At 60.5% G+C, this 26,543-nt stretch carries 22 protein-coding genes and 1 pseudogene; 14 read left to right on the top strand and 9 right to left on the bottom strand.

The window, feature by feature from the left end; all coding sequences use genetic code 11:
- The first annotated feature begins 102 nt into the window (after positions 1-102).
- A complete protein-coding gene (locus AC0IXS_RS25795) occupies positions 103-600 on the top strand; it encodes a nucleoside 2-deoxyribosyltransferase (RefSeq protein ID WP_471826037.1) in 498 nt (165 codons plus the stop codon).
- Positions 601-1,137: 537 nt separating this feature from the next.
- Here the strand turns inward: AC0IXS_RS25795 and AC0IXS_RS25790 are convergent.
- Together AC0IXS_RS25790 and AC0IXS_RS25785 are read right to left on the bottom strand one after the other, a co-directional pair.
- On the bottom strand, positions 1,138-1,350 hold the full coding sequence (locus AC0IXS_RS25790; protein ID WP_449126091.1) for a hypothetical protein: 213 nt from the start codon (positions 1,348-1,350) through the stop codon (positions 1,138-1,140).
- Between the two features lie 109 nt (positions 1,351-1,459).
- The gene (locus tag AC0IXS_RS25785; protein ID WP_025995004.1) at positions 1,460-2,365 is read right to left on the bottom strand and encodes a LysR family transcriptional regulator; all 906 of its coding nucleotides are present in this window, start codon (positions 2,363-2,365) and stop codon (positions 1,460-1,462) included.
- A gap of 139 nt (positions 2,366-2,504) precedes the next feature.
- Here AC0IXS_RS25785 and AC0IXS_RS25780 point away from each other — a divergent pair, with 139 nt between their 5' ends.
- Positions 2,505-3,593, top strand: coding sequence for an AbrB family transcriptional regulator (locus tag AC0IXS_RS25780; RefSeq protein WP_471826035.1), 1,089 nt, complete (start codon positions 2,505-2,507; stop codon positions 3,591-3,593).
- 15 nt (positions 3,594-3,608) lie between these two features.
- Here AC0IXS_RS25780 and AC0IXS_RS25775 read toward each other — a convergent pair whose 3' ends face one another.
- The 3 genes and pseudogenes from AC0IXS_RS25775 to AC0IXS_RS25765 form a co-directional block, all read right to left on the bottom strand.
- Positions 3,609-4,853 (bottom strand): D-mannose isomerase, encoded by a 1,245-nt coding sequence (locus AC0IXS_RS25775; RefSeq protein WP_471826033.1) that lies wholly within the window; start codon positions 4,851-4,853, stop codon positions 3,609-3,611.
- A gap of 119 nt (positions 4,854-4,972) precedes the next feature.
- Positions 4,973-5,812, bottom strand: a complete 840-nt coding sequence (locus tag AC0IXS_RS25770; protein WP_371321612.1) for a methyl-accepting chemotaxis protein — start codon at positions 5,810-5,812, stop codon at positions 4,973-4,975.
- A gap of 15 nt (positions 5,813-5,827) precedes the next feature.
- Positions 5,828-6,598, bottom strand: a pseudogene (locus tag AC0IXS_RS25765) (HAMP domain-containing protein); the annotation flags it as partial.
- A gap of 214 nt (positions 6,599-6,812) precedes the next feature.
- On the opposite strand from AC0IXS_RS25765, the gene AC0IXS_RS25760 reads away from it, so the two are divergent.
- A complete protein-coding gene (locus AC0IXS_RS25760) occupies positions 6,813-7,295 on the top strand; it encodes a GFA family protein (RefSeq protein ID WP_025995000.1) in 483 nt (160 codons plus the stop codon).
- 187 nt (positions 7,296-7,482) lie between these two features.
- Here the strand turns inward: AC0IXS_RS25760 and AC0IXS_RS25755 are convergent, their stop codons facing one another.
- Together AC0IXS_RS25755 and AC0IXS_RS25750 are read right to left on the bottom strand one after the other, a co-directional pair.
- Positions 7,483-8,622 carry a glycerate kinase gene (locus tag AC0IXS_RS25755; protein WP_471826031.1) on the bottom strand — a complete coding sequence of 380 codons (1,140 nt, stop codon included), beginning with the start codon at positions 8,620-8,622 and terminating at the stop codon, positions 7,483-7,485.
- Between the two features lie 110 nt (positions 8,623-8,732).
- Positions 8,733-9,824 carry a CdaR family transcriptional regulator gene (locus AC0IXS_RS25750; protein WP_057410049.1) on the bottom strand — a complete coding sequence of 364 codons (1,092 nt, stop codon included), beginning with the start codon at positions 9,822-9,824 and terminating at the stop codon, positions 8,733-8,735.
- A 664-nt stretch (positions 9,825-10,488) separates the two neighbouring features.
- Here AC0IXS_RS25750 and AC0IXS_RS25745 point away from each other — a divergent pair.
- Complete coding sequence (locus tag AC0IXS_RS25745) at positions 10,489-11,649, top strand: alpha/beta hydrolase (RefSeq protein WP_081021906.1); 1,161 nt, start codon at positions 10,489-10,491, stop codon at positions 11,647-11,649.
- Here the strand turns inward: AC0IXS_RS25745 and AC0IXS_RS25740 are convergent.
- Positions 11,646-12,359, bottom strand: coding sequence for a FadR/GntR family transcriptional regulator (locus tag AC0IXS_RS25740; protein ID WP_029242855.1), 714 nt, complete (start codon positions 12,357-12,359; stop codon positions 11,646-11,648). The genes AC0IXS_RS25745 and AC0IXS_RS25740 overlap by 4 nt on opposite strands.
- Before the next feature lie 480 nt (positions 12,360-12,839).
- Between AC0IXS_RS25740 and AC0IXS_RS25735 the strand changes: the two genes are divergently transcribed.
- The 4 genes from AC0IXS_RS25735 to AC0IXS_RS25720 all read left to right on the top strand — a co-directional run bounded on the left by AC0IXS_RS25735 (position 12,840) and on the right by AC0IXS_RS25720 (position 17,335).
- On the top strand, positions 12,840-14,165 hold the full coding sequence (locus AC0IXS_RS25735) for an MFS transporter (protein ID WP_004885210.1): 1,326 nt from the start codon (positions 12,840-12,842) through the stop codon (positions 14,163-14,165).
- A 37-nt stretch (positions 14,166-14,202) separates the two neighbouring features.
- Entirely contained in the window at positions 14,203-15,555 is a 1,353-nt protein-coding gene (gene gudD, locus AC0IXS_RS25730) for a glucarate dehydratase (protein WP_471826029.1), read from the top strand.
- Between the two features lie 133 nt (positions 15,556-15,688).
- Positions 15,689-16,342 carry a DUF1345 domain-containing protein gene (locus AC0IXS_RS25725; protein WP_096768485.1) on the top strand — a complete coding sequence of 218 codons (654 nt, stop codon included), beginning with the start codon at positions 15,689-15,691 and terminating at the stop codon, positions 16,340-16,342.
- 36 nt (positions 16,343-16,378) lie between these two features.
- On the top strand, positions 16,379-17,335 hold the full coding sequence (locus AC0IXS_RS25720; protein WP_122668969.1) for a D-2-hydroxyacid dehydrogenase family protein: 957 nt from the start codon (positions 16,379-16,381) through the stop codon (positions 17,333-17,335).
- A gap of 17 nt (positions 17,336-17,352) precedes the next feature.
- Here AC0IXS_RS25720 and AC0IXS_RS25715 read toward each other — a convergent pair whose 3' ends face one another.
- Positions 17,353-19,476, bottom strand: a complete 2,124-nt coding sequence (locus tag AC0IXS_RS25715; protein ID WP_057408024.1) for a TonB-dependent siderophore receptor — start codon at positions 19,474-19,476, stop codon at positions 17,353-17,355.
- Positions 19,477-19,753: 277 nt separating this feature from the next.
- Here AC0IXS_RS25715 and AC0IXS_RS25710 point away from each other — a divergent pair, with 277 nt between their 5' ends.
- The 6 genes from AC0IXS_RS25710 to AC0IXS_RS25685 all read left to right on the top strand — a co-directional run bounded on the left by AC0IXS_RS25710 (position 19,754) and on the right by AC0IXS_RS25685 (position 26,540).
- Positions 19,754-20,689: a formate/nitrite transporter family protein gene (locus AC0IXS_RS25710; RefSeq protein ID WP_057408023.1), complete on the top strand. Its 936-nt coding sequence runs from the start codon at positions 19,754-19,756 to the stop codon at positions 20,687-20,689.
- A gap of 86 nt (positions 20,690-20,775) precedes the next feature.
- Positions 20,776-21,459 carry a response regulator transcription factor gene (locus AC0IXS_RS25705; RefSeq protein ID WP_004885204.1) on the top strand — a complete coding sequence of 228 codons (684 nt, stop codon included), beginning with the start codon at positions 20,776-20,778 and terminating at the stop codon, positions 21,457-21,459.
- Positions 21,437-22,834 carry a sensor histidine kinase gene (locus AC0IXS_RS25700; RefSeq protein ID WP_122613486.1) on the top strand — a complete coding sequence of 466 codons (1,398 nt, stop codon included), beginning with the start codon at positions 21,437-21,439 and terminating at the stop codon, positions 22,832-22,834. Before AC0IXS_RS25705 ends, AC0IXS_RS25700 begins: the two co-directional genes overlap by 23 nt.
- Before the next feature lie 409 nt (positions 22,835-23,243).
- The gene (locus AC0IXS_RS25695; protein WP_057408021.1) at positions 23,244-24,173 is read left to right on the top strand and encodes an alpha/beta fold hydrolase; all 930 of its coding nucleotides are present in this window, start codon (positions 23,244-23,246) and stop codon (positions 24,171-24,173) included.
- 76 nt (positions 24,174-24,249) lie between these two features.
- Positions 24,250-25,458, top strand: coding sequence for an efflux RND transporter periplasmic adaptor subunit (locus tag AC0IXS_RS25690; RefSeq protein ID WP_471826025.1), 1,209 nt, complete (start codon positions 24,250-24,252; stop codon positions 25,456-25,458).
- Complete coding sequence (locus tag AC0IXS_RS25685) at positions 25,455-26,540, top strand: efflux RND transporter periplasmic adaptor subunit (protein ID WP_471826023.1); 1,086 nt, start codon at positions 25,455-25,457, stop codon at positions 26,538-26,540. Before AC0IXS_RS25690 ends, AC0IXS_RS25685 begins: the two co-directional genes overlap by 4 nt.
- The last annotated feature ends 3 nt before the right edge of the window (positions 26,541-26,543 follow it).

Below are 26,543 nucleotides of genomic sequence, written 5' to 3'. Positions count from 1 at the left end.
AAAAAGCCACTCTCTACCCGCAGGCCGATCAATGGCGCTCTTCATCCCGCGTGCGACCCGCCGTAGAATCAACGCGATTTGTCCACTAGCGGAGCGACGACAATGCAGGCACCTCTGGTTTACCTCGCAGGTTTCGACGTTTTTCGTCCAGACGCCATCGAGCATGGGCGTTACCTGAAGGCGCTGTGTACCGCACATGGTCTGGAAGGATTGTTTCCGTTCGACAACGAAGTGCCTCCCGGCCTGTCACCTAATGAAACCGCGCAGCAGATCTATACGATGAATGTGGCGATGATTCAGCGCTGTACTGCCGTGCTCGCCAACCTGAATGTGTTTCGAGGTCTGGAGCCGGATTCAGGTACGGCGTTCGAAGTGGGAATGGCGGTAGCGCTCGACAAACCGGTGTGGGCGTATTTCGAGCTGGTGGATTCGCTGCGGGATCTGGTGCCGCATGATGAGCACGGGTTCGACGACAACGGCTTTTCAGTGGAAGACTTCGCCCTGCCCCGCAACCTCATGCTCGCCTGCAGTTGGGCCGGGACCAGCTCTACGGTGGAGCTGGGGGCTGAAGCGCTGGCGTTGTATTTGAGCAAGCGGTGAAGGCAACGATCATGGCCTCTCGGATAATGATCGTGCCCATCGCTCTGCGCTCATCGTTCTACACAAATCATCTGGCTATCCGGAGAGGCAGCCCCACTGATGTGCTTTTGTAGCGCGATAGTGAGAACACTGCAGATCGCGACGTGGGTGAAGGCTGAGTCCTGGCGCTGATTCGGGGGGCAATCGGCATGGATGCCGATTGAGCTGCACTGGGCCATGGATGGCCCATTTGCAGCGACCCCCGAATCAGTGTCAGGACGAAGGAACCCCGGCGAAGCCGGGGCCGGAACCGGAGCAGCGGGCTTTGCCTACTTTGGCCCCTCAAAGTAGGTCGCCGAGGGGCGAAAAGGTGACTTGAGCCATGCGCTCGGCTCACTGAATCCGCAATCTGTGCCATTTGTGACGCGGAGCGTCACGGGCGGCATACCCACGCAGAGCGATGGGCACGATCAGTGTCGTTGGGTATAACGATGAGCACAGAGCGTAGGAACGATCATGGCGATGAGAATACTGATCGCATCTACCGAACTGATTCCTTCATCCCAATGTGGAAGATCCGATATCACCGGTCACGACCGGGTCAAGTTTGTCTGCGTCGACGAAGTCGTCCAGACCGAGGATGTCCAGGTCGAGGTACGCCTCGGGATCGAGGTCTTCATCGGCGTCCGCGTCGTTCAGGGGCGACTGGTCGCCGCCAAAGTGATGAATGTCTCGTGTTACGTCAGCGTGTGTCTGTGAAGGTATGTGCATGATCTGGATGCTCCTGTCGATCGTCAACGAATCGGACACGCTCCGGGTGCCCGCATTACCGAAGGCTAACCCAGCGGCGTCCAAAAGCCAGCGCCTGAAGGTGAAATCTTCAGGCCCACACCAGAAAGTCTCCGCCATTGTCGCGCAGCATCTGCAGCATGCCCTGCGCGGCGGGCGAAAGGTAGCCGCCGCTGCGCAGGGTGACGCCGATGGTGCGCTTCATGGTGGTCTGTTCCAGCGGCACCTCGCGCAGGTGTTGCATGGTCTTGCCGAACTCCAGCGATTCGCGGGCGACGAAGCTGAGTAGGTTGCTCTGGGCAATCAGGTTGGGCAACAGCGAGATCGAATTCGCTTCGATCTGTACCGTGGGCAACGGCAAGCCATTTGCGGCAAAAGTCGCATCCAGCCATTTGCGTGACGACACGCTGACTGGCGGCAACACCCAGCGAAAGGCGCAAAGGTCGCTCATTTGCAGCGGTTTGTTCTTGAAGATCGGGTGCTGCTTGCTGGCAATGACCACAGCCTCGTCCTCAAGCACCGCAAAGCTGGTAACCCCTTCGCTGTCTGGCGCCAGCGCGCAGATGATCATGTCCAGTTGCCCAGAGCGCAGCGACTCGCGCAGCAGGTCGTCCTGGCCGATCACTAGCTTGAAGGTCACGTCGGGCGTGCGTTGCAACAGGGCCGAGGTCAGTTTCGGCATCAGGTATTCAGCCATGGTCGCCGCGCAACCAACACGGATGTTGCCGACCATACCGCTGGCAAAGTCCCGTACCTCACGCTGGGTCTGGGCAATGCTCTGCTGCAACTCCTTGCCCCGTGCCTGAAGCAGCTCGCCGACGGGTGTCAGCTTGATGCGCCGACCGTCACGCTGAAACAGTTTGGTGCCGAACGATTCTTCCAGTCGCTGAATACTTTTGGTCAGCGCGGGCTGGCTGCGGTTGAGCTTTTCAGCAGCCCGTCCCAAGTGGCCCAGTTCGGCGATGGTTTCAAAATACGTCAAATCGCGCAGGTCCATATCTATCAACCAAAGTTATCAATTCATGATTATTAGAAAATAGACTTGATGGGTTGTGATGTCGATACTTGTCGTACTCGATCAGGGCCGTGTGCCAGTTGATCGACTCGCAACGCTCGCAACAACAGGGAGAATCTTCTTGCAACGCACCTTGAGTCTGTCTCTTCCCACCCTTTCCCCGCCGGTTCAGTGGCTGGGTCTGATCCTTCTCGCTGGCAGCGCCGGCCAATTGCTGAAACTGATCAACATGCCTGCTGCGATGTTCCTCGGGCCGATGCTGATCGCCATCGGTTTCGGCGTATCGGGCGCCACCATTCGTATGAACAAGCGACTCTTTCAATTCGGCCAGGGCACGGTGGGAGTGCTGATCGCGCACGCCATGTCGGTCAGCGTACTGATGACCGCGCTTGAGTCCTGGCCTGTCATGTTGCTGGCCACACTGCTGACCGTCGTGCTGAGCGCCGCCGTCGGCCTGTTGCTGGTGCGGTTCGCGGGCATACCGAGCAGCACAGCGGCCTGGGGCACATCACCGGGCGCAGCGTCGGCGATGGTGGCCATGTCCGAGGATTACGGCGCCGATTCGCGGGTGGTCGCGACGATGCAATATGTGCGGGTGGTCTGTGTGGTTGTGATCGGCGCGCTGGTCAGCCACTTCATGGGCGCTTCGGGCAGCGGCGCTCAGGCGCACAGCAACGAAGTGATGCTGCAAGGCTCCAGCCTGCTGGATCTGGGCTTGAGTCTGGCAGTGATCGTGGTCGGCGTGCTGCTGGGCTCGAAACTGCCCGCAGGTGCCTTGCTGATGCCGTTGATACTGGGCGGCGCACTGCAGCTGAGCGGCGTGCTGCAAATCACCATCCCGGACTGGCTGTTGCCACTGGGCTACGGTGCCATTGGCTGCTACGTCGGCCTGCGCTTCGACCGCCCTACTGTTCAGTATGTCTGGCGGCGTCTGCCGATGATGATTCTCGCCTCGCTGGTGTTGATCGTGCTCTGCGCCCTGTCCGCCTCGTTGATCGCGATGATGATGGACAAGGATTACCTCTCGGTTTATCTGGCCACCAGCCCCGGCGGCCTGGACACCATGGCGATCATCGCCATCGACACCCACGCCGACGTCGGCTTCGTGCTGGCCATGCAGACCTTGCGCCTGTTCGGTGTGATTCTGACCGGCAGCTTTCTGGCCAGACAGATCATCCGCCTGACCGAAAAGCGCGCATCGTCACACTGAGGTTTGAACGCAGCCTCAGTCCAGACCCGCCAGCGCACTGGCCAGACTCGGCGACAGCGGCAGTACCGGCAACAGCGTGGCCTGATACGCGTGATACAGATCAGGCTTGCCGGGCCAGATGTCTTCGCTCGGCACATTCTGTTCGTTCAACTCATGACGCCAGCTGCCGTGCTCGTAATCGATGAACAGCGTTTCATTGAATTCCCAGAACACCCGATACCAGTCTTCGTATTGCTGCTCGCCGGTACGCTGCAGCAAGGATGCCGCCGCAGCCGCCGCTTCGCAGTGCGTCCAGTGCAAGCGATGACGCACCACCGGCCGATTCTCCCAGTCCAGGGTGTAAACGATGCCGGGCGCACCGTCGACGTCCCAGCCGTAGCGACAGGCATTGGCGAACAACTGGCGGGCGTCTTCGAGCAGCCACTCGGGACTGGACCGTCCGGCGTCACGACGCGCGGATTCAAGGTGCAGCACCAGACGCGCCCATTCGAAGGCATGCCCCGGCGTAGTGCCGAAGGGGCGGAAGCCATCGGCGGGATTCTCGCGGTTGTAATCCAGCAGTGGCGTCCAGTCCTGAGCGAAATGCTCGATGACCTGAAAGTCATTGTCGCCTGCGTGCTGATGAATCACACGCTCGACGATACTCAACGCACGATCCAGCCAGAGTGCGTCACCGGTCACGTCGGCCAGTGCCAGAAACGCCTCGGTGCTGTGCATGTTGCTGTTGGCGCCGCGATACGCTTCCTCGCCGCTCCAGTCACGGGCGAAGGACTCGCGCATCGCGCCCTCGTCCTCGCTCCAGAAATGGCTGTTGATAATCTGAATTGCATCCGACAGCAGCGCCTGTGCACCGGGCCGTCCGGCAACCACAGCCGAACTGGCCGCCAGCGCGACGAAGGCATGCAGATAGGCTTGTTTGTCGGTGGTTCCATCGTCTTCGAGCGCCGCGCTGAACCAGCCGCCGTGCTCGGCATCGCGCAACGGACCGCTGAGGGCTGCGACACCGTGATCCACCAGCGCGGCGCAGCCGGGAATACCTTGCGCGTGGGCCATGGCGAAACAGTGAGTCATGCGTGCAGTGTTCATGGTTTCGGCGGTGGCACCCACCATCAGACGGCCGTAATCATCAAGGCTGCCGAAACCGTTCTGCAGCTTCGCAGCCTTGGCAAAGGCCAGCAGGCGATTGCCTTCCTGGGACAGCCATTGATGATGGGCTGGCGAACGCAGCCAACTGCTGAAGGTTTGTTTTTTATTGTTCATGACGCTGAGCAGCCTCCATCGATAGACATACCTGCACGGTGGTCTTCGCGACCGGGTGCAATAATGCGCGCCCGGCCGGTCGGCGGCAAGCGCGCTCAGGCCCTGTCGATGTCGGCTTTTCAGACCTTGAAGCGAGCCACTACCTGGTTCAGATCAGCGGCCAGACGCGACAGTTCATGGCTTGAAGCACTGATCTGATTGGCGCCCTGGGTCGACTGCATGGACAGGTCACGGATGTTGACGATGTTGCGGTCCACTTCACGCGAGACCTGGGCCTGCTCTTCGGCGGCACTGGCGATCACCAGGTTGCGTTCGGATATCTGGTTGATGGACGAGGTGATTTCGCTCAACGATTCACCTGCACCCTTGGCCAGCGACAGCGTGGAGCTGGCGCGGTCACGGCTGGTGTTCATGGACTCCAGCGCCTGAGCCGAACCGCTGCGCATGGCGTTGACCATCGAGTCGATTTCCAGGGTCGACTGCTGGGTACGGTGCGCCAGCGCCCGCACTTCGTCAGCCACGACGGCAAAGCCGCGACCCGACTCCCCGGCACGTGCCGCTTCGATGGCGGCATTGAGCGCCAGCAGGTTGGTCTGCTCGGCGATCGAACGGATCACGTCCAGCACCTTGCCGATGTCCTGAGACTGATCCGCCAGGTTCTGCACCAGAACCGAAGTGGCCTGAACGTTTTCGGTGAGGGTCTGGATTGACTGCACCGTCTCGATCACCCGGTTCTGCCCGGCCTGTGCTGACGAGCTGGAATGACTGGACGCATCAGAAGTGGACACTGCATTACGGGCCACCTCTTCAACCGCCGAGGTCATTTCGTTGATGGCGGTGGCGGCCTGGTCGATTTCGGCGTTCTGCTGGTTCAGCCCGCGATAGCTGTCCTCGGTGACCGAGTTCAGTTCGGTGGCGGCCGACGCCAGTTGACCGGCAGAGCTGCCGATGTGGCGCATCGCTTCGCGCAGGTTGCCCTGCATCTGCTCCAGCGCCCGCAGCAAGCGGGTGACTTCGTCGTTGCCATCCACCGCAATGCTGTGGGTCAGGTCGCCCTGGGCCACATGCTCGGCGGCACTGACGGCGCGTTGCAGCGGACCCACGATGCTGCGGGTCAACCACAGAGCCAGACCAATGGTGCCCAGCGCGGCGAGCACGACAAACACCAGAACGATGCTGCGCGATGCCTTGTATTGAGCCTCGGCCGCCTTGCCTTCCGCATCGACCTTGGTGACGTAGAAGTCGGCCAGATCATTGAGTTGTTTGCCCGAGCCATCGACGATCTGCTTCATGTCAGCCAGCAACAGCTTGTTCAGTCCCTTGCTGTCGCCTTGAGAGGCAAGCACAAAAGATTGATCCAGCGCGGTACGGTATTGGCCCATGGTCACCAGAAACTGATCGGCGAGGACCTTCTCTTCCGGGGTGTCGACGAAACCGTTGAGAATGTCGAGCTTCTTGGTCAGGTCACCCAGACGCACGTCCATCTGCCCGCGGTAGGTAGAGATGCTTGCGGGGTCGGTGTCCAGCGCCATGCGCAGGGAAATGGTGCGAATGCGCAGCATGATTTCGCGCACATCGTTGACCACCCGCATGCTCGGCACCCAGTTGGTTTCGACGGCCACCTCGCTCTCACGGATGGCAGACATCTGCACCAGTGCGAACCAGCCCAGCAGCGCCACCAACAGGGAAATCAGGGTAAAACCCAGACCCGCGCGGCGGGCAATCGTGAGTTTGCGTAAATTCATGGCCAGGGCTCTTTTATATTTGGAAAGGCAGTGTGGGCAGCAGCGGTTGTCAGACAACCGCCAAGCGTATCGACATTGTCGGACACTTCTTTAGGCCGTCGGCCATCATTTCATCTTCCAGAAACCGCCCGACGAATGAACCCGCTCATCCCGACGGGATGCATGTCTACCTCTATGCACCTGAAACCGACTTGCACAAACGTGGAGGTTTGCCATGCATCTGGAAGGTTCCTGCCATTGCGGCGCCGTGGAGTTCAGTCTGGACAGCGCCCACCCCTACCCTTATCAACGCTGCTACTGCTCGATCTGTCGCAAGACTCAGGGCGCGGGTGGCTATGCGATCAACCTGAGCGGCGATGCTGCGAGCATGAAGGTAAAAGGGAAGGAAAATATTTCGATCTATCACGCCAGGATCCGCAAGGACCATCACGTGGAGACCAGCAGTGCCGAGCGGCATTTCTGCAAAGTCTGCGGCAGCGGCCTGTGGCTGTTCAGCCCGGATTGGCCAGACTTGATTCATCCGTTTGCGTCAGCCATCGATACACCATTGCCGATGCCGCCTGAGCGCACTCACATCATGCTGGACTCAAAGGCGTCATGGGTGGAGGTGGATGTGCACGAGGGCGATCTTCAGTTCGATGGTTACCCTGAAGAGTCAATTGCCGACTGGCATGAACGGCTGGGGCTGGAGCGTTGAGGTCTGACAATTCACTGAAATGCTTCCATGCCACTGAAACAGCGCGGCCTTGAAGACACTGAACGTTGGAGGCGGCTTGCCGGCGATGAACGATGACGCGATTTTCCTGATCTACCGCGCCAACCCGGTCGTCGGATTGCCGCACAGACCAAGCCCCTCCCTCAACCAACCGAGCTGCCGGCGAGCTTCATTCTGATGCCGCCAAACGCCACACCCGCGCCACATCCCGTGCCCGTTCCTGCAGCAGGCGAGGTGCTTCGCGGCAGGCGTGTTCAAGGTCCATCGGCCCGCTGGTCAACGCGAATGCGGCGCTGATGCCGTGCTGATAAAGCTGCTCGTAACCTTCGCCCAGCGTCCCGGCCAGCACGATTATCGGGACATGCTGGCGTTGGGCGACGCGTGCAACGCCCAGGGGCGTCTTGCCGCGCAAGGTCTGGGCATCGAAGCGGCCCTCGCCCGTGATTACCAGATCGGCACCGACCAGCGCCTGCTCGAGGCCCGTCAGGTCTGCGACCACCTCGACCCCGGCGCGAAACGAAGCATTCAGATAAGCCTTGGCCGCGAAACCCATGCCGCCTGCTGCACCGCTGCCGGGGCTGTCACGCAAATCGCGCCCCAACGTACGGGCGGAGTGGTCGGCGAAATGCCCCAGCGCGGCATCAAGCGCCAGCACCTGATCGGGCGAGGCGCCCTTTTGCGGACCGAAGATATGCGATGCGCCATTCGGGCCGCAAAGCGGGTTATCGACGTCGGCTGCAATTTCGACACGTACATTCGCCAGCCTCGGGTCCAGACCACTCAGGTCGATCCGCGCCAGATCGGTCAGGGCGCGTCCACCACGCGGTAACGGCTGATCATTTCGGTCCAGAAACCGCGCGCCCAGTGCCGAGAGCATGCCGCTGCCGCCATCGTTGGTCGCGCTGCCACCGATGGCCAGAATGACCCGTTGCGCACCGGCATCCAGCGCCGCCGAGATCAATTGACCGGTCCCTTCGGTGCTGGTCAGGCAGGCATCGCGTTGCGCGCGGGTGAGTAGTTGCAAGCCGCTGGCCATGGCCATTTCGATTATCGCGGTGCGGCTCTGCGCCAGCCAGCCCCAGTGAGCGTCGACGCTGTCACCCAGCGGGCCGCTGACCTGTGCGCTCATCCATTGACCCTCGCAGGCGTCCAGCACGGCTTCGATAGTGCCTTCCCCACCGTCGGCCATCGGGCACTTGACCAGCTCGGCATGTGGCCAGACTTCGGCCAGGCCGCTGGCAATTGCGTCGGCGACCGCCTGGGCACTGAGGCTGTCTTTGAAGGAATCGGGGGCGATGACTATTTTCATTGTTGTTCTCCATGTCCGTCACCGGATGTTCTCATCCCTGCCACGCCTTGCCGCCTGCCCGGCGCACAACGATTGCGCGCGGTGATCGGGCATTTGAACAAAATCTGCCTTCAGGTCTGTCGCGGGGTCATCTGCGCCCCCAGATAAAGACGCAACAGGTCAACGGTCTTGTAAGGGTCGCAGCCGGTCAGCTCAGCAATTTTCTCCAGCCGGTAACGCAGACTGTTGCGATGGATACCCAGCGCATCGGCGCAGGCCTGGCTTTCGCCGCTGTGGTCGAACCAGCTGCACAGGGTTTCGAGCAACTGACCCTGATGGTGCAAACGGGCAATAGGCTCGGCGACCTGGGACGCCAGCCAGTCATGCCGGTGACGCCAGAACAGCACGGACAGACGGTGATCGGCCAGACGCACCAGCTGTTGTTTCGGGTGGGCCTGTGCGACGTAATCCAGCAGGTCCCGGGCGGCCGCGCAGGCATGACGCAACTCGGGCAAGTCCGCCGAAGGTTCCACCGTGGCCATGCGTATCACGGGCCAGTGGTGCTCATCAAACTGCTTGAGCAGCGCATTGTCGTCGCGATCCTTGACAGCCGTGCGGCACCAGTAGAGCAAGGTCGGTTCACGCAGCACGAACCAGCTGTCGGCATAGCGCGAGCCCAGCCATCCAGCAATCTGGCTGGCTGCCGAGGCCTGTGCACCCAACTGAATCAGCACCGCCTGGCGCGGCAATTGCGGCTGCAGGCCCAGTTGGCGGGCTTCGTCGACCAGGCTTTCAGGGCAATCGGGCAGCAACAGCCGCGCCAGCAGGTCTTCGCTGCGCTGCAGGCGCCATTGGCGATCGGCCTGTTGGCGGCGCTGTTCCATGAGCATTTCAGCGGTCATCTTCACCAGCTCGCCGTAGACGCGGACCTCGTCCGGTTCGCCGGTAATACCGAGCACACCGACCAGTTTGTGGTCGAGCATCAGCGGCAGATTGACGCCCGGCTTCACGCCGCCCAGATGCAGCGCAGCCCGGGAATCGATTTCGAAGATCTGGCTGTTGGCGAGCACCCGTTGAGCACCTTCGTGCCGAGTGCACAGACGCTCGGGGTCACCGCTGCCAATGATGATGCCCAGATAGTCCATGACATTGACGTTATAGGGCAGAATCGCCATGGCGCGATCGACGATGTCCTGAGCCAGGTCCCGATCAAGCGCAAACATGAAGAACTCCCGGTGCCACGAGGGGCTTGGAGTGAGTAGACATGCGGATACATTTTGTTGAAGTTATTGAGCCAGCGAGTGTGCCTGAAATCACTGTTGAGCGCGATGCGCGTGGCGCAGAGCCCACGCAGCCGGCCTCAACCCTGATCGTGCCCATCGCTCCGCGTGGGCATGCCTCCCGTGACGCTCCGCGTCACACATGGCACAGATTGCGGATTCAGTGAGCCGAGCGCCCGGCTCAGGTCACCTTTGCGCCCTTACGGCGCGCTACTTTGAGGGACCAAAGTAGCCAAAGTCCTTCGCTCCGGTTCCGGCCCCGGCTTCGCCGGGGTTCCTTCGTCCTGACACTGATTCGGGGGTCGCTGCAAATGGGCCATCCATGGCCCAGTGCAGCTCAATCGGCATCCATGCCGATTGCCCCCCGAATCAGCGCCAGGACTCAGCCTTCACCAGCGTCGCGTTCTGCGGTGTTCATGCGATCGAGCTAAAAAAGCGCATCAGCGCCGCTGCCTCACTGGATAGCCAGATGACTTGTCTATAACGAGGAGCACAGAGCGATGGGCACGATCATATCTCCGGGACTTTGTGTATAAAGATGAGCGCAGACCGTGCGCCACCCTCTGTATTACCCAATCAACCCCGCCAGACCAAGGGCTTCCAGAACTTGATCAGATCCCGACTCGCCAGCCTGCTGTCCCTGCTCACGCTTTCAGCCTGCACCTCGATGGCCGAGAGTGAAGACCCTACCCGACGCTTCGAGGATTACCGTCAGCAGACTCGGGAACTGATCCGCTCCCAGCGCACCTTCCAGACGTCCGACCACGAAGCCGAACTGAACTGGAATGCGCCGCAGCAATGGACGCCGAGCGGTGAGATCAAAGGCGGCGTGCTGATGGTGCACGGCCTGGGGGATTCACCCTGGTCATTTCACGACGTCGGTCAGCGGCTGGCCGATCAGGGGTTTGTGGTCCGCACCGTGCTGCTGCCCGGTCACGGCACCAAACCCGAAGACATGCTCGACGTGACGCTGGAGCAATGGCAGCAGGCGGTACGTGAGCAGGCAAACCTGCTCGGCAAGGAAGTGCCCAAGGTGTATCTGGGCGGTTTTTCCACCGGTGCCAATCTGGTGCTGGACTACGCCTACGACCATGAAGAGATTGCCGGGCTGTTGCTGTTCTCCCCCGCCTTTCGCTCCGACAGCGGTTTTGCCTGGCTGACACCCTGGATCGGCTGGGCAAGGCCATGGCTGCTTGCGTCCCCCAAGGACGGCCTGCGGCCGATGCAGACGCCGCTGCGTTACATGAATGTGCCCACCAACGGGTTCGCCCAGTTCTACCGCAGCAGTGCTCTGGCTCAGAATCGCCTGCTCAGACGTAAATATGACAAGCCGGTGTTCATTGCTATCGCCCAGCACGACTCGGTGCTGGACACCGCCTACGTACTGGACACCTTCAACGAACGCTTCAGCCACCCGGACAGCCGCCTGATCTGGTACGGCGACCTGCCCGCCAAGGCTGCGCGTACCTCACGGGTCGAGGTGCGCACCGACTACTTGCCGGACTACCGCATCAGCCGCTTTTCGCACATGGGCCTGCTGTTTTCCCCGGACAACCCGCTGTACGGCGTCAATGGCACGCAGCGAATCTGCTGGAACGGCCAGACCGACGAGGACACCGCGAAATGCATGGCGGGCGAGCCGGTCTGGTACTCGGACTGGGGTTACCGCGAGCCGGGCAAGATCCACTCGCGACTGACCTTCAATCCCTATTTCGACTGGCAGATGCAATTGATGCTGGGCGTACTCAAGGATGCGGACGAGGGCTAATCCTGCGGCACCAGCCTCTCACGGCTGTTGCTAAGGTGGGTCCACATGGCAGCGCGCGCCGCGTCCGGGTCCTTGCGACGAATGGCGCTGAGCAGCGCTTCGTGTTCCAGGTTGGCCAGGTAGCCCTGATGGGCCAGGTTATTGCCCGCACGCTCGCTTGAGGCAATGCGGCTGCGCGGAATGATCGCGCTGCCCAGGTGCTGCATGATTTCCATGAAATACGGATTGCCGGTCGCTTCGGCGATCAGCATGTGAAAACGCTTGTCCGCCTCGACGCAACTGTCATCGTTGGCCAGCAGGTCCTGATAGTCGTCCAGCGCCTGACGCATGGCCGCCAGTTGTTCTTCCGTGCGACGCACCGCCGCCAGCGCCACAGCCTGAGTTTCAAGGCCGATGCGCAGCTCAATGATGTCGCGCACCCGCGACACGGTTTCGACCTTCAGGCGCAACCCCGTCTGGTCGCCGCGCTCCAGCACGAAGGTGCCGATGCCATGATGGGTCACTACCAGCCCCGAGGCCTGCAACTTGGAAATCGCCTCGCGCACCACCGTACGACTGACTCCGTGTTCACGGACGATCTGGTTTTCCGATGGCAGCTTCTCGCCCGGCGCAATCTTGCCCAGCAGGATGCGCTGACTCAGCTCGGTGACCAGATCAGTGGCCAGACTGTGCTGGCGGCGTTTGGGGGCGGTGCTGGCGGGCTCTTGCATGAAGGTTGTCCTGACGTTGTCTGGCGCTTGTCTGATTGTGCGGCGTCTGGTGAACCCGTAACGCAGCGGCAAGGCTGACGAAGGCACATGGGGCCTGAGTTTCAGGGTCACCAGAACTTGTCTGACTTGTATTACAAGCTGGCCGAGCTTGTCAAAACCTCTCCTGCCCTTCTGTCCGTCTTTTTATGACGTGATACTCCAGAAAAAATGATGTTCGGTAACGGCCAACGATACTCACCCTGAGCGCAAAACCCTTGAAATACCTGACCTCTAATCACTGAAAGCTGAATCAGCTCCACGATAAACAACTGAAACCTCTCGTCGCTGTCCGCAAAAATTAATCGTGATCCGACCGTAGAGGGGGCTTGCGCAAGCGCATCCAACTTGTATGATGACCGACAATGCGAGGGACACACCTTGCACATACCCGCATAAAAACAACGAGTGGGAGATTCAATTGTGAGCACATCCAATTCCGGGATGGCCGCCGGCGCAGATTCGGTCCTGACTTCAGCCGTATCGAAAGTCAAACGTCATGTCCTGCCGCTTTTCGTCATCATGTTTATCGTCAACTACATCGACCGGGTGAACATCGGCTTCGTGCGCTCGCACATGGAGCACGATCTGGGCATCGGTGCTGCGGCCTACGGCCTGGGCGCCGGGCTGTTCTTCATCGGCTATGCGTTGTTCGAGGTCCCTTCCAACATCCTGCTGCAGAAAGTCGGCGCACGCATCTGGCTGACGCGGATCATGCTCACCTGGGGCCTGGTCGCGGCCTGCATGGCCTTCATCCAGAACGAAACCCACTTCTATATCCTGCGCTTTCTGCTGGGCGTGGCCGAAGCAGGCTTCTTTCCAGGCGTGATCTACTACTTCACCCGCTGGCTGCCAGGCGTTGAGCGTGGCAAGGCAATCGCCATCTTCCTCAGCGGCTCGGCCATCGCTTCGCTGATTTCCGGCCCGTTGTCCGGCCTGCTGCTGCAGATCACCGGGTTCGGCCTGAAAGGCTGGCAGTGGATGTACTTCATCGAAGGCATGTTCTCGGTGGGCCTGTGCTTCTTCGTCTGGTTCTGGCTGGACTCCAAACCGCACGATGCCAAGTGGCTGACCCGTGAGGAACAGGACGCACTGGTCAACGCCATCGACGCCGAACAGGCCGCTCGCGAAGCCGCAACGCCAGTCAAGGCGTCCATTGGCAAGCTACTCAAGGACGGCCAGATCATCCTGTTCTGCCTGATCTACTTCTTCATTCAGTTGACCATCTATGCGGCGACCTTCTGGCTGCCGAGCATCATCAGAAAAATGGGCAGCCTGACCGATTTCGAAGTCGGCATGTTCAACTCGATCCCATGGCTGCTGTCGATCATCGGCATGTACGCCTTCGCCACCCTGTCGGCCAAATGGAAACGCCAGCAGGCCTGGGTTGCTGCAGCGCTGCTGATTGCCGCGGCGGGCATGTTCATGTCCACCACGGGCAGCCCGATCTTCGCGTTCGTTGCCATCTGCTTTGCGGCACTGGGCTTCAAGTCGGCCTCGTCACTGTTCTGGCCGATTCCCCAGGCTTATCTGGATGCCCGAATTGCAGCGGCGGTCATCGCGCTGATCAACTCGGTCGGCAACCTCGGCGGTTTCGTGGCACCGACCACTTTCGGCCTGCTGGAAGAGCACACCGGCTCGATTCAGGGCGGCCTTTATGGCCTCACCGCCACGTCGCTGATTGCCGCGGTCATTGTCTTCGCCGCTCGCAACACGCCAAAGCCAGGCGCGACGCCGGTCGCCGCTGTGCAGACGCCTGCGACTCACTGACGCTCATTCCAACAACAATTTCGCAAAGGATTTCACCATGAACGCTCAGCACTCCAACATCACTGCCAAGGCCCCTGTCATCACCGAGATGCAGGTCGTGCCGGTAGCGGGCCATGACGACATGCTGCTCAACCTCAGCGGCGCGCACGGCCCCTACTTCACCCGCAACATCGTGATCCTCAAGGACAACGCAGGAAACACCGGCGTCGGCGAAGTGCCGGGCGGCGACCTGATCCGCCAGACCCTGGAAGACGCACGCTCGCTGGTGGTCGACAGCAGCATCGGTACCTACCAGAAGATCCTCAATGACGTGCGCAAGGCCTTCGCCGAACGCGACTCGGGCGGCCGTGGTCAGCAGACCTTCGACCTGCGCATCACCATCCACGCCGTCACCGCGCTGGAAGCCGCCCTGCTCGACCTGCTCGGCCAGCACCTGGACGTGCCCGTCGCCGCCTTGCTGGGTGAAGGCCAGCAGCGCGATCAGGTGGAGATGCTGGGTTATCTGTTCTATGTGGGCGATCAGCACAAGACCGACCTGGCCTATCGCAGCGAACCGGATGCCGACAACGACTGGTTTCGCCTGCGCCACGAAGTCGCTTTGACACCTGAGGCGGTAGTACGCCTGGCTGAAGCCGCGCACCAGCGTTATGGTTTTCAGGACTTCAAACTCAAGGGCGGCGTACTGCGTGGCGACGAGGAAATCGAAGCGGTCACAGCGCTGGCCGAACGCTTCCCCGACGCCCGTATCACCCTGGACCCCAACGGGGCCTGGTCGCTCAAGGAAGCCATCCGTCTGTGCCGCGACCAGCATCATGTGCTGGCCTACGCCGAAGACCCATGCGGAGCGGAAAACGGATTCTCCGGCCGTGAAGTGATGGCCGAGTTCCGGCGCGCCACAGGGCTTAAGACGGCCACCAACATGATTGCCACTGACTGGCGCGAGATGGGCCACGCAATTCAGCTGCAGTCGGTGGACATTCCGCTGGCCGATCCGCATTTCTGGACCATGCAGGGTTCGGTGCGGGTCGCGCAGATGTGCAACGAGTGGGGCCTGACCTGGGGCTCGCATTCCAACAACCACTTCGACATCTCGCTGGCGATGTTCACCCATGTCGCCGCCGCTGCGCCGGGCAATATCACCGCCATCGACACTCACTGGATCTGGCAGGACGGCCAGCGCCTGACCAAGGCCCCGCTGCAGATCGTCGGAGGCAAGGTCGAGGTGCCAAAAAAACCGGGGCTGGGTGTCGAACTGGACATGGATCAACTGGCCAAGGCACACGAATTGTACAAAGGCATGGGCCTCGGCGCGCGCAACGACGCTGTGGCCATGCAGTTCTTGATCAAGGACTGGACGTTCAACAACAAGCGGCCTTGCCTGGTGCGCTGAACCGCGTTCGCCTGCTTCAAGAACACTCGCCATAGTGTTGGCACACGGCGCGCAACCCCCTTGCGCGCCGTTTTTTCTCGCTTCGCACTGCCGCGTGATACTGTCTTGCAACAATCAGTAACGACTAGCCCGCATGCGCCATCTCGTTCATACCCGTCCCCGCCTGACCATCGCTGCGCTCGTAGGACTGACGTCCGGCGTCGCCTCCGCCTGGGTGCTTCCCGACACCACAGTGACCCAGAATCTGCTCATTGGCTGGGATCTGGGCGTCTGGCTCTACCTGATCCTCATATTCATCCGCACCCTGCACAGCGACGCAAGCGATGTGCAGCGCATCGCCATGATGGAAGACGAGAATGCCGGCGCGATCCTGATGACCGTGTCCATCGCTGCACTGGCCAGCCTGGCGGCGATAATCGTTGAAATCGCAGGCACCAAAGGTCTTTCGCCGCATGCCCAGTTGCTGCATCACGCGTTCACCGGCGTCACCGTCATTGGTTCATGGCTGATGATCGGCGTCGTGTTCAGCCTGCATTACGCCCGTCTGTTCTATACCTGGAAAGGCAAAGAGCCGGCACTGTCTTTCGCCGGTGGCGAGAAAAACCCGGATTACTGGGACTTCCTGTATTTCTCGTTCACCTTGAGCGTTGCGGTCCAGACCTCCGATGTCGGCGTGGCGACGCGCCAGATGCGCCGGATCGTGCTGGCCCAGTCGCTGATCTGTTTTGTGTTCAACACGGCTATTCTGGGGTTCTCGATCAATATCGCGGCCAGCCTGTTCGATTAGCCGCTTCCCCAAACCTGCCCAGGGAGACCACTGCTCATGACCCGATTGACCATTGCTGTGCTTGATGACTGGCAGAACGTGGCCAGCGATGTGGTGGACTGGTCGCCACTGCACTCCATCGGCGAGGTCAGCTTCCTGCATGACTTCCCCGCCGACACTGCCACCATGGTCCAGCGCCTCCAGCACTTCGATGTGATCTGCGTGATGCGCGAACGAACCCTGTTCGACGACGCCCTGCTCAGCCAGCTCCCGCGGCTGAAACTGTTGACCACCGGCGGCATGCGCAATGCGGCCATCGACGTCGCAGCGGCCAAACGGCTGAATATTACGGTGTGCGGCACCGACAGCTACAAGCAGGCAGCGCCGGAGCTGACCTGGGCACTGATCATGGGCATCACTCGCAATCTGGTGACCGAAGCCAATGCATTGCGCGCCGGTCACTGGCAAGTCGGGTTGGGCAGCGATCTGTACGGCAAGACGCTGGGCATTCTGGGGTTGGGCAGTATCGGCAAGTGGATTGCCCGTTACGGTCAGGCGTTCGGCATGGAGGTCATCGCCTGGAGCCAGAATCTGACACCGGAGGCCGCCGCCGAATGTGGCGTCACTTATGTCAGCAAGCAGGCGCTGTTCGAGCAGGCCGATGTGTTGTCGGTGCATCTGGTGCTCAGCGATCGCAGCCGAGGGCTGGTGGATGCACAAGCGCTGGGCTGGATGAAGCCCGGCGCGTTCCTCGTCAATACGTCGCGTGGGCCGATCATCGACGAAGCGGCGCTGATCGAGACCCTGCAACAACGCAAAATCGCCGGAGCCGCTCTGGACGTGTTCGATACCGAGCCGCTCCCGGAAAACCACCCGTTCCGCACGCTGGGCAACGTGCTGGCGACGCCGCATATCGGCTACGTTACCGAGAACAATTACCAGACCTTCTATGGCCTGATGATCGAGAACATCCAGGCCTGGCACGCGGGGACGCCGATCAGGGTGTTTGCCTGATCGCGACCGTTTGACGCTTACAGGGTGTAGGCGATACCTACCTGCACCGTACGCGGGGCGCCCGGATAGGCATACACGTTGCCGAAGGCGCCTTCTTCATAGTCCTTGTCGAAGACGTTCTTCACATCGAGATTGAGCTTCACGTGCTCGTTGACCTTATAGAAGGCCAGCAGATCGAACACGGTGTAGCTGTCCATCGAGAACGCGGTGTTCGCAGTCTGCCCGGCACGTTGATCGACATAGCGACCGCCCGCCCCCAGGCCCAGGCCACGCAGCGCGCCGTCCTGGAATTCATAAACGTTCAACAGGCTGAACGTCTGCTCCGGAATGTTCAGCAGACGGGTGCCGGTGCGCAGGGTGTTGTCCTTGGTGACCTCGGCATCGACGTAGGCATAGCTGCCCATCACACGCCACTCCGGCGTCAGGTTGCCGACCACGTTCAGGTCCAGACCGCGACTGCGCACTTCGCCCGCTGCCACGCTGAAAGTGGAGTCGACCGGGTCGGTGGTCAGCACGTTCTGCTTCTCGATCTGATACAGCGCAGCGTCGACGCTCAACTGACGGTCCAGCGCTTCCCACTTGACGCCCACTTCATAGGACTTGCCCTCCTCAGCCTTGAAGCCGCCACCCAGACGGCTCGCGCCGGTGTTGGGCTTGAACGAACGAGCCGTGTTGGCGTAGACCGCCACGGTGTCGGTCAGGTCGTAGGTCAGGCCGAGACGCGGGGTCACTGCGTTGTCGCTGTTGGTGAACGGCACGCCGACACCGAAGGTATCGTAGTCATGCTCGAAACGCTCGAAACGCACACCGGCCAGCAGTTTCATGCGCTCGGTCAGCGCTACCTGATCCTGCACAAAGGCGGCGTAGGTCTTGAGGTTTTCCTTGTCGTTGGTGGTAGTTCGCGTCAGCGCCGGACGGGCCTTTCCGTAAACCGGATCGAAAATGTCAATGGTGTAGGCGTTCACCGCACCACTGGAGCGTCGGATGATCGACTTGTAGTCGTAGTCTTCGTATTCGACGCCCGCCAGCAGCGTATGGTCGAACCCGCCAGTGGCGAAATGCCCGGTGACGTTCAACTGCACATCGCGGTCAGTCCATTCCAGCTTGCGGTAATTGAAGTTACGGCCCAGCGTGCGCCCGTCGGCTGCCAGGCCGTTTGCCTCGATGGCGTCACCCTTGAGCGAGCCGTCGAGCATCTGGATGCCGCCGCCCAGTTTCCAGTCGGCGTTCAGGTCGTGGTCGAAACGGATCTGCGCCATGTTGTTGTCATTGTGCAGCTTGCCCACGTCCTTTTCACCGAAGAACGTGTCCCGGGAAGCGGTGCGGGTCTGCGCGGGATAACGCGTCAGGCCACGGTCCAGCGGCGCGTTGTTGCGCATGAAGTCGCCTTCGAAAGTGATGCGCGTGGCGTCATCGACCTGCCAGCTCAGGACCGGCGTCACGCCGTAGCGTTCGGTTTCGACGTGATCGCGAAAGGTATCGCCGCCCTCGCCCACCACATTCAGGCGATAGGCAAATCGCCCGTCGTCATCCAGAGGACCGGATGCGTCCAGCGTGCCGCGCTTCATCCCCTGATCATTGAGCTGGCTGCCCAGCGTGACTGAACGCTCGGCCAACGGCTGTTTGGACACCACGTTGAACGTGCCGCCCGGATCTCCACGCCCGTAAAGGGTGGTGGCAGGACCGCGCAGCACTTCCAGACGCTCGATGGTGTTGGCGTCCGGCATGTTCGGATAGCCGCGATTGATCGGGAAGCCGTTGCGATAGAACTCGCCCGTGGTGAAGCCGCGTACGGTAAACGTGGTGAGACCCTGACCGCCGAAGTTGTTGGCACGCCCCACGCCGCCTGCGTAATCCAAAGCATCTTGCAGGCGCGTGGCACCGATGTCTTCGACGGCCTCGCGGGTGACGACACTGATCGACTGCGGCGTTTCGTGCAAAGACGTATCGGTACGGGTGGCACTGGCAGAACGGGTCGCGCGATAGCCCTGGACAGGGCCCTGGGCAGTCTCGATATCCGTGGCGCTCTGGATGTCGATGTTCTGCAGTTCGATCGAGGAATTGTTGGCAGTCACCTGATCGGCCCAGGCTGATTGGGAGATTGCTTGAATGACACAAAGAGACAGAAAGGTACGACGCATCGAGGTGCAGCCCTTGGCAAGAAACCAGGCCTCATGGGACCCGGCGGGATTTTTTCGCGAATAGTACAGATTCTTATTAGCACTTGATACAAATTACCAAAAAAGACATTCCACCTATTTAAGTCCGTACGTGCAGGGCTCTGTGAGAACTGGCTCATACATTTGCCTATACCGCACGCAGGCGGCGAACGACGGCGTGCGACGCCTGTCTCAAGCATCGGACCGGCGCAGCCTGCGTCCTCATCTCTAGCGCATCAGCAACGCATCAGGAAACGGTATGGACCACGAAGTAGACGGCAAGACCCCCGGCCTGTCAGCCGAAGAAGAGCGCGAGATCGATGAGAACCAGCCGCCCCGCGCGGCGGTACTGCATGAAACCATCCGCATGCAGGGCGACCATGAGCTGGAACGCAGTGTCGCCGCCCTGTGGTGGTCAGCCCTGGCGGCCGGCCTGACCATGGGCCTGTCGCTGATGGCGATGGGTTTGCTCATGTCACGCCTTGAAGGCATATCCGGCAGCCATGTGATTACCAGCCTGGGTTATTCGGCGGGCTTCCTGGCGGTCATCCTGGCTCGCCAGCAACTGTTCACCGAAAACACCATCACTGCGGTATTGCCGATCATGAGCAAACCGAACCTGGCCAATATCTGGCGGCTGTTGCGCCTGTGGGGCGTGGTGCTGGGTGGCAACCTGATGGGCACTCTGCTGGTGGCATACGTCATGCTCAACCTGCCGATCTTCGATGCCAAGACCGACCACGCGTTTCTGGAAATCGGCCGCAAGGTCATGGAAAACGATGTCAGCCAGATGTTCTCCAAGGGAATCGTGTCCGGCTGGATGATTGCGACCATGGTCTGGATGATCGCCTCGATGGAAAATGCCAAGATCGCGATCATCGTGCTGATCACCTACCTGATGGCACTCGGCGACTTCACGCACATCGTCGTGGGCTCGGCTGAAGTGTCGTATCTGGTGTTCGCAGGCGAGCTGGGCTGGAAGGATTTCTGGTTCACCTTTGCGGGTCCCACGCTGGCGGGCAACATCATTGGCGGCAGTTTTATTTTCGCCCTGATCAGCCACGCGCAAATCCGCAGCGAGAAAGACACCAGCGCCAAACTTGAACGGGACAAGAAACGTCGTTCGGAAGAAAAACGCCTGGCCGACGCACAGAAGCTCAAGGACAGCGATGCCGGGATGCCGAAAGACATATGATCCCCGTCATTAAACTTTCTTTCAGGAACTTCGCCGCCATTTAGGGGCAAACTAGGTCTTTGAACGTACTTATTCAGGCAGGGACCATGACCCGAATTCTGGCAATCGAAGATGATGCCATCACCGCAAAGGAAATCGTCGCAGAGCTCAGCAGCCACGGACTTGAAGTGGACTGGGTGGACAACGGCCGTGACGGTCTGGCGCGTGCAGTGAATGGCGACTACGACTTGATAACCCTGGACCGCATGCTGCCGGAGATCGATGGCCTGACCATCGTCACCCAGCTACGCGCCCAGGGCATCGCCACGCCGATCCTCATGATCAGCGCGCTGTCCGACGTGGACGAGCGCGTTCGTGGCCTGCGGGCCGGAGGCGATGATTACCTGCCCAAGCCGTTTGCATCCGATGAAATGGCGGCACGCGTCGAAGTGCTGCTGCGTCGCAGCAATCCGGTCAGCGCCGCAAAAACCGTTCTGCAGGTGGCCGACCTTGAGCTCAACCTAATTACCCGTGAAGCCTGTCGTGGTGGCGAGCCGCTTGTGCTGTTGCCGACCGAATTCAAACTGCTCGAGTTTCTGATGCGCAACAGCGGACAGATCATCACCCGCATGATGATTTTCCAGGAAGTCTGGGGTTACCACTTTGACCCCGGCACCAACCTGATCGATGTACACATCGGTCGCCTTCGCAAAAAGATCGACCAGCCTGGCATCGCACCGCTGATACAAACCGTGCGAGGTTCAGGTTATGTCATTGCCGAACCCGTCTAACGGTTGGCGCTCCTCTTCCAGCAGGTTGCTGGCGCTCTACAGCACACTGTTCGTGGCCTGGAGCGCCATCCTGTTGGGGGTTCTGTACTGGGAGGTCAACGGTTACCTGGACAGTCTGGCACGTCGTTCGCTGACCCATCGTCAGCAGTTGTTCACGCGCTTCGAGGGGCAGGCGCTGATCGACGCGCTGGCCACCAGCATGACCTTCGACACGCGCTCCGTAGACGCCTACGGCCTGTTCGATGACCAGTTCCGGCACATCGCCGGGCCGATCACGCACATCCCCAAAGTGCTGCCCATCGACGGTCAGATCCATGAACTGAGCAGTTGCATCGACTCCGAAGACCCGGGACTGCCCAAGGACAGCTGCGACGCGATTGTGTCGCACACCGTAGACGGGCGCTGGCTGGTGCTGGTGCGCGAGAACGGTTCACTGTTCGCGGTCAGCACGCTGATTCTGCACGCCCTGCTCTGGGGCATCTCGTTGACGATCATTCCCGGAGTCGCCGGTTGGCACCTGCTGCGCCAACGACCTCTTCGGCGTATCCGCGCCATCCAGCTCAGCGCAGAGTCGATCATCGCCGGAGACATGGCCGGACGCCTGCCCGTCTCCAGCAGACGCGACGAACTGGACATGCTGGCGGTCATCGTCAATGCGATGCTCGACCGCATCGAAAAGCTCATGAACGAGGTCAAGGGCGTCTGCGACAACATCGCCCATGACCTTCGCACGCCACTGACCCGTCTGCGTGCCCAGCTGTACCGCATCCAGCAGCAGGCCAAGTACGACTCGCCCTGCGCGCTGCAGATTGCGCAAGTGATCGGTGAAGCGGATACGCTGATGGCGCGCTTCCGCGGCCTGCTGCGCATCTCGGAACTGGAAGACCGGCAGAGGCGCTCTGCCTTTGTCGAACTTGAATTACGTCCACTGTTGCAGGAACTCCACGACTTTTACCTGCCGTTGGCCGAAGAAGACGAGATCACCCTGCTCCTGAAGATGGAAGACACGTTGCCGACGCTCGTCGGAGATCGCGCCTTGCTGTTCGAAGCCCTGGCCAATCTGCTGAGCAATGCCATCAAGTTCACGCCAGCGGGCGGAACAGTCATGGTCAGCGCCTACGCGGACAAGGAAGGCAAGAGCCCTTGCGTCGACATACAGGATTCAGGCCCCGGAATTCCGGTGACTGAACGGGCTGCCGTGTTTCAACGCTTTTACCGCAGTGAAGCGGGCAATCAGCACAGCGGTTTCGGTCTGGGCCTGTCAGTGGTGGCGGCCATCGTCAACCTACACGGTTTTACGCTGCAGATCGGCACCAGCCCATATGGCGGCGCTAGCCTGAAACTGACCTGTCGCACGGCACGTCCGCTGGTCTAGAAAAACGACACGAACATCCACTCGTGCCTGCTTTTTGACGAGGTTAACGCCTCTGGCACAGGCCTTTCAGACGTTTCGATGATAATCTGACGCGAGTTGCCAAGCGCTAAAGTGTAACATTATGTTTCATAAACAGGCTGTACTGGACCGTTTCAGCCCGCACAAGTTCCCTTCAATAGTTCCGCTTTTCCGCCTTGATCTGTCTCTTTTCCCCGAATAACCCTGTTTCGCTATCAAGTATTCCCCCAGCGGCCCGATAGAAGAACGTGAACCAATCGGCATTTTTGTGGCGTCAGCATCTTGTCGGTATACCAACACTGCGTTATCTATGGTCACCGCAAGACGGACTAAAGATGCACCCAAAACAAGAACTCATCGGATTTCGCCCTGAACCGGGCGGGGCTTTGGCATGGTCGCCGAGGCAGAGAATGCTGGAATAAAATTTCGTAGGATCGACATCGGCTGGGAGGCTGTTATGGGCGCACAATCAACTATTTTAAGCGTGGGCGATTACAAGGTTTACACCGAAACTTACTGGAAAGGCAGCCATGTAAAGACCATCATGCTGGTCAACGGCGCATTGTCGACCACGGGATCTTTTGGGCAGACCGTCAAGTACCTTCAACCGCACTACAACATTGTCCTGTTTGATCTTCCGTTTTCCGGCCAGTCGCGGGCACACAATGCCGACGACATGATCGTGACCAAGGAAGACGAAGTCGGCATCCTGCTTCAGCTCATTGACCGTTTTCAGGTCAACTACCTGCTTTCCGTGTCCTGGGGCGGTGTTTCGGCCCTTCTGGCGCTGTCGGAGTGCCCGGCCTCGGTCGAAAAAGCCATTATCAGTTCGTTCTCGCCTGTGCTGAACGAGCCCATGCTCGATTACATCGACAAGGCTCAGGTGTACCTCGCCGCTCGTGAAAAACGCAAGATTGGCTCCCTGCTCAACGACACGGTCGGCAAGTACTTGCCGCGTCTGTTCAAGCTGTACAACTACAAGCATCTGATCAGTCTTGCCGAGCACGAATATGGCCAGATCGACTTTCACATCAGCCAGATTCGCCAACTAAGCGCCAGTAACTACGTCGAGCGTTTTTCCTCGATCAAGATCCCGGTATTGTTCGTCAACGGCGAGAAAGATGAATACACCACTGTTGACGATGCACGCACTTTCGCCAACTACATCCCTCGCAGCACGTTCGACGTAGTTCCCGATACCGGGCACTTTCTGGACCTGGAAAGCAAGGCCGCCTGGCACCACTCGCAGCGCAACGTGCTCGCCTTTCTGGGTACAGCAGCCTGCAACGAGGAATGGCCAAGCGCGACCGCAATGGCCTGAGATCGCTCGCGCCACGCCCCGTGGCGCAGTGGTTCATGGATGAACGTTTCTTTTTCCGGGCAGTGGCGACTCATTGATGATGTTTTTCTGTGCAGAAGATGTGCGTCGGCTCGGTCATGCGTGTGAAAAACGCCGACCGGCACACATTCCCCCTTTTCAGCGCTGGCTGACCCTGAGCTGCACCTTCGCACTGACACTTTCACTGGGTGCCTGCTCTGCCGGCAAAGCCCCGGAAAAAGTGCCGGTCCGCGTTACGGTCCAGACGGTTCAGTCGCAGGACATCGCCACCCATGTGGTGCTCAGCGGCGATATCCAGGCACGCAAAATCACTGATCAGTCCTTTCGAGTGTCGGGCAAGCTGGTGAAACGGTTCGTGGACGTAGGTGACCGTGTGCACGTCAACCAGGTGTTGGCCAGACTGGACCCGCGCGAGCAGCGCACGGGCCTTGAATCGGCCAGTGCCGACGTGGCAGTAAGAGAATCCCGTCTGCGTCTTGCCGAGCAGAATTATCAGCGCCAGCAGCGTTTGCTACCCAAGGGCTACACCAATCTCAGCGAATACCAGCAGGCGCGTTCCAGTCTGGAAAGCGCTCGTGGTGATCTGGCGTCGTTCAAGGCGCAGCAGGCTACTGCCCGTGAGCAGGTCGGTTATACCGAGCTGGTTGCCGTCGCCAACGGCGTGATCACTGCCAGGCAGGCCGAGGAAGGTCAGGTGGTGCAGGCCGCCGCGCCGGTGTTCAGCCTGGCGCACGATGGCGAACGCGAAGCGGTGTTCGCCGCCTATGAGTCACTGCTCGGCACAGACCGGATCGGCGACAGGGTCGTGATAAGCCCGGTGGGCCAGCCCGATATCGAGCTGATCGGCAGGATCCGCGAAATCACCCCTATCGTTTCCGCCACCAGCGGCACGCTACGCGTACGAGTCGCACTGCCAGAGACTTCCGATGCTCCGGGCCTCGGATCAGTGGTGAGCGCCCGCCTCGACAATCGCGCGCAACGCGCCTTCGTCCTGCCCTGGTCGGCGCTGACACGCACACAGGGGCAACCCGCAGTCTGGCGGGTGGATGACAAGTCCCAAGTCTCACTGCAACGAGTCAGGGTATTGCGTTACGAACAGGGTCAGGTACTCGTCGCAGAAGGGCTGTCCGAAGGCGACCGGGTTGTCTCTCAGGGTCTGCAATTTCTCTACGCAGGGCAGAAGGTCGAAGTGGCCGGGCAGGCCCGCGACCAGGATGGCCTTGCACTCGCCACCTCAGAGATCACCGCCTCGGAACGACGGCGATGAGCGTCAACTGCCGCCAGCCTAGAATCCTGGCCTGCAGCTGGCTGGCCTGCGCAGTGCTGATCGCCCTGCCCGGCTGCCGCGATAAACCGGTCCGCGAAGCAGTCGAGCGGCCAGTGCTGTTCACTGAAATTGTCGAGCCGCACAACGCCTTGCATGGCCGCTTCGCGGGCAGCATTCAACCGCAGTACGAAGTACCGCTGGGGTTTCGCGTCGCCGGACGTATCGCTACCCGTCAGGCAGAAGTCGGCAAGGCCGTGCGCAAGGGCGATCTGCTGGCCACGCTGGAGCCCAGCGAGCAGCAGAATCAGCTGCATGCGCGGCAGGCGGAACTCAGCAAGGCACAGTCTTCATGGCAGCAGGTTCGTGACGAACAATTGCGCTATCAGCAATTGTTCGAGCGCGGCGTCGGCTCAAGGGCGCGGCTTGATCAACTGAGCAGCGACCTGCGCAATCAGGAGGCGCTGCAGCAACGGGCCGGGATTGCCTTGCAGCAGGCCCGCGATCACCTGTCCTACACACGCCTGCTGGCAGAATTCGACGGTCTGGTGACCGATTGGCGTGCCGAGGTGGGTCAGGTGATGACTGCCGGAGAACCCGTGGTCAGCCTGGCGCGTCCGGAAAGCCGCGAAGCGGTGGTCGATCTGCCGGTCGGTCTGGTTGCCTCACTGGCCGACTCTGTACAGATCCGGGTGTTGTCACCCTTGAACGAGCAGATTTCGGTCGGGGCAAGGATTCGTCAACTGTCCCCACAAATCGATCCCACCACACGCACTCAGCGGGTGCGGCTGGCCCTGAACGACACACCGGATCTGTTTCGGCTCGGCTCGACCATCAGTGTCGAGATCAGCGGCGCAGCGCCGGTATCCCATCAACTGCCTGACAGTGCTGTCGTGCAACGCGGCGGCAAGGCGCAGGTGTGGGTGATCGATCCGCTGACATCGACCCTGAGTCCGCGGGAGATTCAGGTATTGGCGCGCAATGGCTCAACGGTTCAGGTCGGCGGTGAGTTGCACGTCGGCGACAAGGTCGTCACGGCGGGCGTCAACACGATGCAGCCCGGACAGAAAATTCGCGTGCAATGAGAG

The sequence above is a fragment of the Pseudomonas sp. AC016 genome (assembly GCF_979253365.1).
The sequence above is the reverse complement of the archived record's forward strand: the minus strand, read 5'-3'. Positions and strand labels throughout refer to the sequence as shown.